Annotated in this window: 13 protein-coding genes; 7 read left to right on the forward strand and 6 right to left on the reverse strand. The window is 41.1% G+C overall.

Annotated elements, in window-relative coordinates; all coding sequences use genetic code 11:
• The first annotated feature begins 42 nt into the window (after positions 1–42).
• On the forward strand, positions 43–1518 hold the full coding sequence (gene der / locus J8L97_RS04330) for a ribosome biogenesis GTPase Der (RefSeq protein ID WP_192505885.1): 1476 nt from the start codon (positions 43–45) through the stop codon (positions 1516–1518).
• A gap of 84 nt (positions 1519–1602) precedes the next feature.
• On the opposite strand, the gene J8L97_RS04335 is transcribed toward der, so the two are convergent.
• From J8L97_RS04335 to J8L97_RS04355, 5 genes are all read right to left on the reverse strand, one after another.
• Positions 1603–1881: a hypothetical protein gene (locus tag J8L97_RS04335; RefSeq protein ID WP_210996506.1), complete on the reverse strand. Its 279-nt coding sequence runs from the start codon at positions 1879–1881 to the stop codon at positions 1603–1605.
• Positions 1882–1899: 18 nt separating this feature from the next.
• Complete coding sequence (locus J8L97_RS04340; RefSeq protein ID WP_211048016.1) at positions 1900–2622, reverse strand: transglutaminase family protein; 723 nt, start codon at positions 2620–2622, stop codon at positions 1900–1902.
• 171 nt (positions 2623–2793) lie between these two features.
• Positions 2794–3585, reverse strand: coding sequence for a hypothetical protein (locus tag J8L97_RS04345; protein ID WP_211048017.1), 792 nt, complete (start codon positions 3583–3585; stop codon positions 2794–2796).
• Between the two features lie 152 nt (positions 3586–3737).
• Positions 3738–4463 carry a helix-turn-helix domain-containing protein gene (locus tag J8L97_RS04350; RefSeq protein ID WP_211048018.1) on the reverse strand — a complete coding sequence of 242 codons (726 nt, stop codon included), beginning with the start codon at positions 4461–4463 and terminating at the stop codon, positions 3738–3740.
• A gap of 59 nt (positions 4464–4522) precedes the next feature.
• Entirely contained in the window at positions 4523–5443 is a 921-nt protein-coding gene (locus J8L97_RS04355) for a manganese-dependent inorganic pyrophosphatase (RefSeq protein WP_192505880.1), read from the reverse strand.
• Positions 5444–5651: 208 nt separating this feature from the next.
• Between J8L97_RS04355 and J8L97_RS04360 the strand changes: the two genes are divergently transcribed.
• From J8L97_RS04360 to mutM, 4 genes are all read left to right on the forward strand, one after another.
• Positions 5652–7313: a peptide-N-glycosidase F-related protein gene (locus J8L97_RS04360; protein ID WP_211048019.1), complete on the forward strand. Its 1662-nt coding sequence runs from the start codon at positions 5652–5654 to the stop codon at positions 7311–7313.
• The gene (locus J8L97_RS04365) at positions 7280–7498 is read left to right on the forward strand and encodes a hypothetical protein (protein ID WP_211048020.1); all 219 of its coding nucleotides are present in this window, start codon (positions 7280–7282) and stop codon (positions 7496–7498) included. The genes J8L97_RS04360 and J8L97_RS04365 overlap by 34 nt, the downstream gene beginning before the upstream one ends.
• Positions 7499–7581: 83 nt before the next feature.
• Entirely contained in the window at positions 7582–8082 is a 501-nt protein-coding gene (locus J8L97_RS04370; RefSeq protein ID WP_192506072.1) for a hypothetical protein, read from the forward strand.
• 17 nt (positions 8083–8099) lie between these two features.
• The gene (gene mutM, locus J8L97_RS04375) at positions 8100–8909 is read left to right on the forward strand and encodes a bifunctional DNA-formamidopyrimidine glycosylase/DNA-(apurinic or apyrimidinic site) lyase (protein WP_210996511.1); all 810 of its coding nucleotides are present in this window, start codon (positions 8100–8102) and stop codon (positions 8907–8909) included.
• Between the two features lie 28 nt (positions 8910–8937).
• On the opposite strand, the gene J8L97_RS04380 is transcribed toward mutM, so the two are convergent.
• The gene (locus J8L97_RS04380) at positions 8938–10080 is read right to left on the reverse strand and encodes a M20 family metallopeptidase (RefSeq protein WP_211048021.1); all 1143 of its coding nucleotides are present in this window, start codon (positions 10078–10080) and stop codon (positions 8938–8940) included.
• Between the two features lie 170 nt (positions 10081–10250).
• On the opposite strand from J8L97_RS04380, the gene J8L97_RS04385 reads away from it, so the two are divergent.
• Together J8L97_RS04385 and J8L97_RS04390 are read left to right on the forward strand one after the other, a co-directional pair.
• Entirely contained in the window at positions 10251–11186 is a 936-nt protein-coding gene (locus J8L97_RS04385; RefSeq protein ID WP_192505876.1) for a RimK family alpha-L-glutamate ligase, read from the forward strand.
• Between the two features lie 3 nt (positions 11187–11189).
• Positions 11190–12578 carry a RimK family alpha-L-glutamate ligase gene (locus J8L97_RS04390; RefSeq protein WP_211048022.1) on the forward strand — a complete coding sequence of 463 codons (1389 nt, stop codon included), beginning with the start codon at positions 11190–11192 and terminating at the stop codon, positions 12576–12578.
• The last annotated feature ends 33 nt before the right edge of the window (positions 12579–12611 follow it).

The raw sequence follows: 12611 nt of genomic DNA on the forward strand, positions 1-12611 counted from the left end.
TCGCTTTGCGAAGCCTTTTGTTGTTTATTAAAGAGGTAGTCTATGCTTCCTGTGATCGCTCTTGTAGGGCGACCTAATGTGGGTAAATCCACGCTATTTAACCGTTTAACACGTACTCGTGACGCGTTGGTTGCGGATTTCCCAGGTCTAACACGTGACCGTAAATATGGCCAAGCCAGTTACGATGGATATGAATTTATCGTTGTGGATACCGGTGGTATTGACGGTTCTGAAGAAGGCATTGAAACGGAAATGGCTGAGCAATCGCTGTTGGCGATTGAAGAGGCGGATATTGTTCTGTTTTTAGTGGATGCTCGAGCAGGAATGAACGCTGCAGATCAGGCTATTGCACAGCACTTGCGTAAACAGCAAAAGAAATGTTTTCTTGTTGCGAACAAAACGGATGGGATTGATGCCGATTCAAATTGTGCAGAGTTTTACCAGCTAGCGATCGGCGAAGTATATCAGATTGCTGCTGCGCATGGCCGTGGTATTACCCAGTTGTTAGATCTCACTTTACAGCCTGTGATTGCAGAGCTAGCGGCTGAAGAAGATGAACTAGCGCAAGATGATGCTGACTTGGCTGATTTATATCTCGAAGGTGATGAAGGGGCGCATGAAGATGGTAAAACTGGTTTTGAAGACAAGCCCGTAAAGCTTGCCATTATTGGTCGTCCTAATGTAGGTAAATCCACGTTAACCAACCGTATTTTAGGTGAAGAACGGGTTATTGTTTATGATATGCCCGGTACGACCCGAGATTCAGTTTATATTCCAATGACGCGTAATGAACGCGAGTATGTTTTGATTGACACCGCTGGTGTTCGAAAACGTAAGAAAGTCAGCGATGTTGTGGAGAAGTTCTCAGTCATCAAAACATTGAAGGCCATTGAAGATGCGAACGTGGTGTTGATTGTTGTGGATGCACGTGAAGGTATCTCAGATCAAGACTTAAGCTTGTTAGGTTTTGCGTTAAACGCAGGACGTTCACTGGTGATCGCGGTCAACAAATGGGATGGCCTAGATGATTACGTAAAAGAGCGAATTAAGACTGAGCTTGACCGTCGTCTCGGGTTTATTGATTTTGCCCGCTTGCATTTCATTTCGGCACTGCATGGCACAGGTGTTGGTCATTTATTTGAATCGGTAGATGAAGCGTATGCGTCTGCAACTAAGCGTATTAGTACAGCAATGCTTCGTCGTATAATGGATATGGCACAGGCCGATCACCAACCGCCACTGGTGCGTGGTCGTCGAGTGAAACTCAAGTATGCCCATGCAGGGGGTTATAACCCCCCAAGAATCGTGATTCACGGTAATCAAGTCCACGATTTGCCTGATAGTTACAAGCGTTACTTGATGAACTATTATCGAAAAGCTTTGAATATCATGGGCACACCGATAAAAATTGAATTTAGAGAAGGGGACAACCCATTCTCAGGACGCACAAATAAGATGACGCTGTCGCAAAAGCGTAAGCTCAGAGCATTTACTAAAGAAAACCGTAATAAGTCATAATGATTTGATTACACATGAAATGGCGCCATTGAGCGCCATTTTTGTTGGTGGTGTATTTATTTTAAGTGAACGATGCAGATACGCTTAAGGTTTTCTCAGCCTCAATGATTTAATGTAACAGATATATGCCCCCACACCAGCGATTGGCAGCGTTAATAGTGCAGCCCAACCTGCGGTGTAACTTACGGCGAGTATCATGCCAATATCATAATTAAAAATCCTACAGTCCGTCGGTAGTGCTTCTTTCACCGTACATTGTAGTAGCGCTACTGTGAGCTCTGCACTCATTACAATGAGCAAGGGGAACATGGCCAGTATTGCAAGGTATCTCGCCAGTCTTTGCAGTTTTATTTTACATAACATTTTGTATTTCCTTATATTTCACGATTCCAATTTGACGTTCGATGTTATTGAGTGTCTAATCCCAGCTATTCTCCGGTTAATTATATGCCGTAATAAGTATTTATATAGCCACTTTTTCACGCCAGATAGATTATGATGTCGTTGATAAAAATCATCTGGATTATCAAAGTGGCCTAGAGATGCAATAATGCTCTTATGCTGAATATAAGTATTTTGTCCGTTAAATTGATTGTTGGGGTTTTGCAAGGAGGGAGTTGCAATTGCGTAGCCTATAAAGCTGCCAAGATGCGTTTTAAAACGCGATTGAATTGCATTTAAATAATCCTGATCGATAATGTAACCTTCTAACTCTAGCCATCTATCGTCTAGATATACTTCAACCCAACTGTGAATAATTTGCGCTGGTGCTAACGTTAAAATCCAATTAGGAATAACACCTTGTTTTAAATTATTACTAATGGTGAAGCCTTGTAATCGACAGGGAATACCCACCGCTCTTAATAGTGCCATCAGTAAGGTTCCTTTTGTATTACATTGGCCATAGCCTTGATATAAAACTGTAGATGCACTTAAAGAATCCTCGCTGCTGTAGGCAAATTTTATGTCATTCATAACAAAATCATAGATAGACTTTAAAGCTTGAGTTTGATTTATTACCAACCAATTTTTGTTGGTAATAAGAGTTTGGATTTGAATGTGTTGATAATTTAAAAGCTTAGTATTTGATAAGTAATTGTGCATAGTATCCTCTCTTTTTTAGAAAGGCACTATGACTGAATACGCGCAATAAAAATTGAATAAACTGGCTATAGAGGCGAAGGACGTATTTAATTGAACGACACATGGTGTGCTTAGAATGCTTTTTAACTTTATACAGAGAATAACTTCTCTCTGTATAAAGCGTATAGATTATTAAGATGAATGCGGTGTTTCACAGTCAGGTGAAAACCAGAAATCATCAGAGGCAGATACCCACTCATCACTGCAATTACCAAGTTGTTCACCTTCTACATCAGCACATGCGTCGTGATTTAAGCAATCTTGACTGTATTGCCCATCACCAAACATTGGGCAACCCGCACCACAGCGACCAGCACAAAACCCGTGACCACCAACAATGTAGGACTTTGTTTTCACAGAACCATTATCAAGGTCCCAAACAGCGGTTTTTCTGTTTCCCATTGCATAACAAATATCCGTCCACCCCTGGATGCGTGAACCCGTAGATGCACTCAGCGTTTGTTGGATTGGCTGATCAATTGGGTAGGTTGCTAAAAATTCGAAAAACTTCAATAAAGCAGTATTAGACTCATTATCGAGCGTAGATTGAAAGCCCTTAATTTTTTCAGCATGCAGTTGTGCACTATGAAGCATATTTTTGATATCAGATTGCAGTTCTTTGGTAACAACAAGCTCCGATTTTTGCTTAGTAAAGCCGTTAATTACAACTTGTTTATTAACATTATCAAGCGCCAGGAGAAATACATTATCTTTATATTCAATGGTTGCATTAAAGATATCAGCCGCAGAGCCAGATGCCTTAAAATTAATACGGTTATTTTTCCCGACTTTACTTGTGGAATATGCCTGATCCGTGAATGAACCTTGAATACCTGACTTTTGTGCTTCAATCGTGAAGTCATTCGTGTTGGCGAAGGTGCTCATTGAAAATAATGACAGAGCAAGTATGAGTGCTTTCTTCATAAATTAATCCTTTTAAATGGTTGAAAGGGACAGAGTCCAAATTTATTACCCACAAGACCTTGTGGCCCATTATGTTGATTAAAATTTAACAGGAAGTCAATTAATTGATTGATTTTTGAACTTGATTTTATTTTTATACAGTATTTCGCAAGTTACTGTTGAGTGTTTTTTCTGGAAAGAAGTTTTTGTAAAGTAATACCAAATTGCTTTTTGAAAGTGCGGCTTAGATGAGCACTGTCTGAAAACCCCGCAATATATGCAGCTTGAGTCGCGCTTCCACCTTTACTAATAACCTTAATAGCACAGATTAGTCGTCGCCATAGTAAATATGGGCGCCAAGGTAGTTGCATATTTTGTTTGAATAAGTGCAAAAATCGACTCTCTGATAAATTTAACTGTGTAGCAATATCTTTTGCAAGCCAATGTTCTGGTTTAATGCAGCTGGTTGTGAAGCATTGATCTAACTGGACTAAAAGTGATTGGATCCGCACATCTAAATGACGATTGTTTTGCACGTATTTTAAATGGCAAAGCGCCAGTAAGTCTTTTAAATCACTGTGTATTGTGGGCATTGTTTGTAGTGGACATTGAATTAAGGAGTTTTGCGCCAATCGTGTATCAATACATTGACCTAAAGCACTGCTGGGTTCGATAAGAATGACCCAGCCTGATTGCATCGAGAGTTGATGTGAGACATGAGACTTGAGTATGAATGCAGTGCTGTTACAGCGATAGGTAGTGAGTTGATCTAATTGAATAGTCAAGCTCATGTGACTCATAGGGAGTGTAACTTGTTGCAAGGCATGCTGATGTGAGGTGGTATCTAATACTTGCGTATGGACCGCCAAAATACCGGGTTCGATGAAAAGTATAGTCATGTAATTAAACTAACAAAAAACCGAAGCAATTGCTTCGGTTTTTTTACGCGCTGAGGTTACTACGCAAAGGCATCTTGTAGTGGCGGTACTACCTGCTTTTTACGACTTAATACGCCATCAAGCCAAACTCGACTGTGTTCTGGTTTAACCCCGTAGGCTGTTTCAATAATGCCTTCATCATCAGATGAAATAAGCATTTGTGAGCCTTCCTTCATAATATCTGTCAGGAGTAATAATACAGAGTGGCGTCCACCTTCTTCTTTCAGTTTAGCGATATCAGCTTCTAAGTCAGTTTTGATGTCGTCAAATACAGAAAGGTCAATGACTTCTAATTGGCCAATACCAACAAGTTTTCCATTCATGTTGAAATCTTTAAAGTCTCGCATTACTAGATCACGAGCTGGTGTACCTTCAACGGCAGATTTCACCTTGAACATATCCATACCTAGTTCTTTAACATCTGCAACATGAGCAATTTCAGCAAGAGCTTCAACACACTTGATATCCGCTGTAGTACAAGTTGGCGATTTAAAAATAACAGTATCACTTAATATTGCACATAACATTAAGCCAGCGATATCTTTTGGGATCTCGATATTATAGAAGTCATACATCATTTTAATGATGGTATTACTGCAGCCAACAGGGCGGATCCAGCATTCTAGCGGTGTAGAGGTGGTTAAATCACCTAATTTGTGATGGTCCACAACGCCAACAATTGTTGCCTCGTCTATATCATCAGGGGCTTGTGTTTTTTCAGTATGATCAACGATGTATACTTCTTCACCTGCATAGCTAAGCTTCAGCTCAGGTGCTTCAAAGCCAAAACGATCAAGAATAAATTGTGTTTCAGGAGAAATATCACCTAAACGTGTAGGTACGGCTGCTTCACCAATTTGGTTCTTTAAATACGCAAGTGCAATTGCACCACAAATAGAATCTGAATCTGGGATCTTATGACCCACTACATACATTGCCATGGACGGAGCTCCTTAAATTTTGGCCGATATTCTATCAAACTCTGTTGGTAATAAAATAGCCTTGTATCGTTAAATTAGACATAAGTGTTACTCCGAGCATGAGATTTTAAATATCTCAGGTGCTATGAAAGTGAATAAGGCGTATTTGTTCGATGGTATTTTTATTTTTTGTTGATATTGTTTAACCTTTTATTAACAAGGAAATGTAATGGCATTCATTAAATATGGTTTTTTATACAGTATATTTTCACTATTCACGTGTGTTTTATACGCTGGAGAGACTGAGCTAGTTTCTTATCAATCGTTTGAACACCATGGCGATCATGCTTATTTACTTACGCTGCCAAGTGAAGCCAATTTTAAGCAGCAGCAGTTTTTAGAGGTTGAATTAGGTTGTGCAGTGCAAGGGTGCAGTGATTGGGATTACACAGTGCGTTTCGAATGGTTAAAAGACGGGCATCGATATGAATTCGGTCGTTTAATTACCCCTTATGCGGGCTATATGCAAAGGGGAATGCATGGTTTTAACCGTAGCTGGAGGCGAAAGTATGTCTTTGATATTTCACATTTGGCGCCGGTACTCAAAGGAGAGGGAACTTTGAATGTGCATTATGGTGGCTGGGGCGTCAAAAAGTCAGCATTTGGCTTTAGCGCACAATTGATAACACGAGGTACTGTTGCAAGGCGAGTAAATAAAGTTGTACCAGTGTATTATTCAGCGTCAGCCGGGTGGCCTTATAAATCGGCGAATGAATTTTCGTCGTTTTTACCTGCAAAAGAAGTGACTTTTTCTGCTGATGACATCAAAGCTCAATTGAAGGTAATTGTTTCCGCACATGGTCACGCGCTTTCTTTTGATAACCCAGCGCAAGAGGCGGAGTTATGTGGCGAGTGGTGCGAGCGTTATTTTGAGCTATTACAAAATGAGCGTGTGTTAGCACGTACACCGCTTTGGCGTACCGATTGCGATCAAAGTGCAACATTCCCACAAGGTGGCACCTATATTTATGCCCGAGCAAATTGGTGCCCAGGAGAAGTGGTTGAGCCATTTAGTTATGAGCTTGATACACGCCGCGCTCAGTCTATGTTAGATATCGATTGGCAGACTTATACTTGGCAGCCATCACAATATGGGTCTGATGCACCGAGGTATATTGTGAGTGCTGTATTGGTGACATATGGACCTGTCAGGCTGAATACAGATTTGGCTATTGAGCAGATTTTAGCACCAAATAATGACATAGATAGCCGAACAAATACGCGTTGTGGCGAGGTAACCATTGCGGTGGTAAATCAAGGGCAAACGGATATTACAGACATTGATTTTTGGTATGGAGTCACTAAGCAGCAACATTATTTATGGCATGGAGAGTTAAATCCAGGCGAACGCCAAATCCTTACCTTACCTGCTCGTTATTGGGGAGAATTCACATCGTCCAATGCACGCTTAAAAGTACAGGCTATCACGGCAGAAGATGAAAATAGTCGTAATGATTTTGCTGTGAGTAACTTTGATTTACCTCAGACTTTTAGTAATCGGGCAAAATTGTATTTAACGACCGGTAAGTTTGCAGACGAAACCAGCGTAAGCATCAAAGATCGAGATCATCATCTTGTTAAACAATGGCATCAGTTTAACGCCTCGTCTGAGCATATATTAGAGTTGGATTTGCCAGTAGGCTGTTACAATCTAGAAGTGAATGATACAGCGCAAGATGGTTTAGCATTTCCATTTTTAAATCAGCGTAAAGGGCAAGGAAGTATCGCTATTCATGATCCGTCACTCGTTGACGGGGTCGTAGGGTGGAAGCTTTACAAGCTGATTTTGGCAGAAAATTGTCTGTCCCTTTTACCGTTGGCTATCGATTAGGAGAGTGTGCCGCGCCGCAATGGCAACCAAATAGAGCTTATTCAGCCATTGCTGAGAAAGTGGGTTTTCAAGGAATTATTTATAAAGTAAAACATTGGAGCTATAACTTCCAACCAGATAAGGCTGGCCCTTATGATGCTTGGCTGGCATACAGTTATTGTGATGGCAGTGAGCTAACAGATTGAAAGAATTAATATTAGTATAGTTGGGTTTGTGTGTGTAGCTAAATGTAGCTACACTGCGAGCTATATTTATGAAGGAAACTGCTATGGGCTTAAGTCGTAAAGCGTGGAATAACGTTGTGATTTTCTCGATGCTTTTGATGATTTTTTTTCTCAATGGTGTACACCATAAATTGGCTCCAGAGAGTCAGGTTTCCGGGCCAAAAGCCTTGTTACCAGCGCAAAGCTTTGTACTGACGTTAGCGTTTCCAGGTTATAAAATTGAGCGTATAGGAACGTCGTGGCGTATAGATGGACCTTGGCAAGCAAAGCCAGAGAAAATGCAGTCTTTGGTAAACTTATGGTTATCATTGCAGCTAGAAGTTGTCGACATAAGGTTAAGTGCAGATAAAGCCATAACAGTTGCACGGTTTTGGCTAGCCGGGCAAGAATTACCGTTAAGTTATCAACTATATTTGGATAATGAGCAGTACTACTTATTTGATAAACAGCAGCACCTCTGGTTATCGGTGCCGATGGAATTAGTACCGCAATTATTTTTACCTTTAGAAATTGGCAAGTCTGAAAACACGGGATTTGCGAATTAATTATTACAGAGTATTTTATGCCTGAATTACCAGAAGTAGAAGTGAGCCGTTTAGGCATACACCCACACGTTCAAGATCAAACGGTAACACAAGTGCTTATTCATAACCCAAGCCTGCGATGGCCGATACCCGATGATGTAACGACCATTGTTAATTTGAAGATTGAGAATGTACGGCGCAGAGCCAAATATTTGTTATTAGATACGGCGGTCGGTAGCGTCATTTTACATTTAGGTATGTCTGGACATTTGCGGATAGTACCTATCGAGGAGCCATTGAAAAAGCATGATCATGTGGAAATTCACTTTGAGAATGGTAAGGCGTTAAGATTAAATGATGCGCGGCGTTTTGGTGCATGCTTATGGCAGGCACTAGGTACAAGCCATACATTATTTGCAAAGCTCGGACCAGAGCCATTAACGGGGGCGTTTACTGCGCTACATTTATATGAGCGTTCTCGAGGTAAAAAAATACCTATTAAGCAATTTATTATGGATAACCATGTGGTGGTAGGTGTAGGCAATATTTATGCGAATGAATCTTTATTTAAAGCAGGAATACACCCTAAAAAAGAAGCAGGAAAAGTATCGTTAAAGCGTTTTCAAGCATTAACCCCAATCATTAAAGACACACTCTCAGCTGCGATTGAGCAAGGTGGCACGACACTGAAAGACTTTTCACAAACGGATGGAAAACCGGGTTATTTTGCTCAACAGCTGCTTGTTTATGGACGTAAAGGTGAGCCGTGTTTTACATGCGATACCCAATTACAAGAAATTAGGCTTGGTCAGCGAAGCACCATTTTTTGTCATAAGTGTCAGAAGTAATGGTGCATGCGCTGTGTGAGTTTTAGATCTAAGAGGTCACCACCTGCTCAGAGGTATTAATGGATTCAAAAGGTGTATTAAAGCACCAAGCGGATAGAATTTTACTGACTTGTTCAATACGCAGTGCAAAACTTGATTTTAGCGCACGCTCATGAATGGTGTGATCACCATCACCATAAGGGCCAAAGCCATCTAGTGTGGCTGTGCCAGCAGCGGAGACTGTATTGGCATCGGAGACGCCACCACGATGTTCTACAGCGAGTGGGGAGCCTAAAATTTTTGATATTTGTTCGAGTAGATACTGCTGCTCGTCGTTTGGTACCATGACACCACGTTGTAAACCGCCATTGATAGCGATTTCTACGCCCGTAATTTCAACCGCCAAACAAATATTCTCAATGCCTTTGAGTAATCGTTGTTGTTCTGTTTTTGATGTGAACCGCGCTTCGACTAACATGTTGGCTTTCGGTGAAATAGTGTTAGCCCCTAATCCACCAGAAATCTTCCCAACGTTGACGGTACTACCGCGCTTTAAGTCGCTGAGACTGGTCATTTCCAGTAATAAGTTGGCTAAAGCAAAGTTGGCATCAATGCCTTCACTATAATGGTTGCCAGCATGCGCCGCTTTGCCTGTTATACAGATATCAAAAGTTGCGATGCCTTTGCGAGCAACCACAACTTCATGATTTTTCCCTGCTGCTTCAAAAACTAAACACGCATCATAATGCGTGGCGAGCTCGGTTGTTAAGGCTTTGCTGTCATCACTACCAATCTCTTCGTCGCTGACGAGTAAAAAGTCTATGTTATAAAGGGGGCCACATTGTTGACGCAATTGTCTCAGCGCATTCAAAGCAACAAAGTTTCCGCCTTTCATATCACATACGCCAGGGCCATACACCCACTCGTCATCTTGATGAAACTCATTAAAAGTCCCATCGGGAAATACAGTATCTAAATGGCCTAACAGCAAGACTTTTCGACCCGTTTTCTTTGGAGTATGAAATAATAAATGATCACCTATATGCTCCCTTTGGTAACGTGTCAGCGAAAAGCCGAGCGGCCCTAGCAGCTCAATCATTTGCTCCCCATGTAAGTCTACATTTACTTTATTTTTACTATGAGAATTACAACGAATTAGGCTCGCTAATTCATCAAAGTTTATCTGTGTCATTATCAACTCCCTGAATTTCGTTGTGGCAGATCCTCGCGATATCGGGTTGCATTTCAGTGAAGCTTTTATGAACAAATTTTGTCCGTCGGTTTTGGTCAAAAATATGTCATACAGATCCTTTTAAATTAGCGTTCAGTTTAAAAACAATACAGCTTACCAAGGAGAAAAAAGTGACAGCACCACATGTGGGTATTTGGATGTATGAAAATGGTGGGGGATCGGCCATCGAGAGAAAACTAGTTCATGCATTGGCAGAGCGAGGGATCCAAACCAGTACCGGGTTAAATTTACGCGATGCGCGAGCACAAGGTGGTGAAGTGATATGCAATGGTGTCGCCATGGAGCAGCTTGATGTCTTTTTAAGTTATAACGCCGGGCAGCAAACTCAATACCAGTTATATTTATATCAAGTGCTTAGCCAAGCAATTCCGACACTTAATAATTTCAATGCATTTTCACTTGCAGAAGATAAGTTTCGCACATCCCATTTGCTGAGCAGTCATGGTGTTGCAACCCCAGATTATCGTTTATGCCATAAAAATGATATTGACGGCTTAAAAGGTGCGATTCGAGATTTTGGTGGTAAGTTAGTCTACAAACCAACGGATGGGTGGGGAGGCGTGGGTATTGTTAAGATAGATGGTGAACAAGCACTTGATATGTTATTGCCCTTTTTGAGTCGAACAGATCTTCGGTACTTTTATGTCGAGCGCTTTATTAATTATGACAATACCGATTATCGGATTGATATTGTCGATGGTAAGTGTGTTGGGTGCTATGGCCGAAAAGCGCCTAAAGATGATTGGAAAACTAATATCACCAGTGGTGGCTCGGTGTTTGTACGTGAGCCCGGACAAGAAGTCATAGACTTAGCGATACAAGCTACTCAGTTATTAGGGCTTGAGATTGCGGGTGTAGATCTTATTTATGATCGTGAAAAAGAAGAGTATGTCGTCCTAGAAATCAACACTATCCCAGCATTTGCAACCCCAGAACAAGAAGCGCTTGGGATTAATTTTAATCAAAACAAGCTCGACGCTATGGTCGACCTTATCGATAAAACAGTACAACGCAAACTCGCACTTCACTCAGCCAAGGTGGCCTAAATAATGACAACACATACACCTCTACCAAAGATTGGATTACTGTATTTAGATTATGTATTACGCTTTTTTGATAAATCAAACTTTAAAGGTTGGCCGGATAAAATAGAGCAAGTGACTTATCATTGGGGAGACGATAAAGCGCGCTTTATTAATGAAGTTAAAAAGAAAAAAATCGATGTACTCATTGGTAATATTCCGGCTACTGCTTATGAAGCATTTCGAGATATTGCCAGAGCACTCCCTAATGTCCGTTTTTTACCGTCGCTTGACAGTCAGTTCTCAAATAAATCGAAAGAAAATGTGACCCACTTTTGTCGTAAATATGATTTGCCAACCCCACATACCGAAATTTTTTATATACCAGAAAAAGCGCAAGCATTTTTAGCGAAAGCAACTTATCCAAAAATCATTAAGCGCTCATATGGGCCTTCTAACTATGGTGGGTATTTCGTACATAAAGTGGATAGTGAAGCACAAGCCCAGCAGCTTTTGAGTGAAAAAAAGTATTACCCTGTGTATGTACAAGATTTTGTGCCGATGGAAGCGGATATTCGAGTGATGCTTATTGGCCATAAACCTGTGTGTGCATTTTGGCGCAGACCCCCCGAAGGTGAATGGTTAACTAATACCAGTCAAGGGGGTAGCATGGATTATCAAGGCGTACCGGATGCCGTATTAGAGTTGGCTATTCGCACTTCAAAATCGGCGAATGCGGAATATTGGGCATGTGATATTGCTCTAGGTAAAGATGGTAAGTTGCGTATCTTAGAATGTGCCACTGCTTTTGCTGCATTTCCGTATATTCGAGACTGGATTGGGCAATATCTCATGTGGTTACTTGGAGATGGCCGGTTTAGCAAGCCAAATATACCCATTTATAATTGGGAGGAGCTTGGGAAAATTGATACGCGATTATTACGAACCATGCGCCATATAGGCTTTTCTCGTTATACACCCAGCCAAGACAGTGGAGAAGTATTCAATGGTTTAGATGAACAAAACTATCCTATTTTAGATACTCGTTACTTGAGCAAAGAAGAGTGGCCGAGTGAAGTTTGGAATCTGCAGGATAATTTTGTGCTGACGTCATCAGAAATAAGCACAGGTAAACAGTCACCAAGCTTACCTGCCAGTGATGAAGCGGCGAATGATAATAACGTACATTTACCCGTTTATAGCGAGGAACAAGTTCGTGCCATACTCGCTGAAGTGAAAGGCATTGGTCAAAAAATGATTGATGACATCATGCACACATTTGGCGCCCATGGCGTGGTGGATGTACTCAATAGCGATCCGGAACAGTTGTGTGTTGTTAAAAATCTAAAAGACAAAAAGCTGCAGAAAATAGTTTCTCACTGGCAGCAAATAGCCACAGCTCACCCGTGCCATTAAGCACGGGTTTTTTGTCTTAAACTTTTTAGCCAA

Source organism: Pseudoalteromonas sp. MMG012 (assembly GCF_018100875.1).
GTDB lineage: Bacteria > Pseudomonadota > Gammaproteobacteria > Enterobacterales > Alteromonadaceae > Pseudoalteromonas > Pseudoalteromonas aurantia.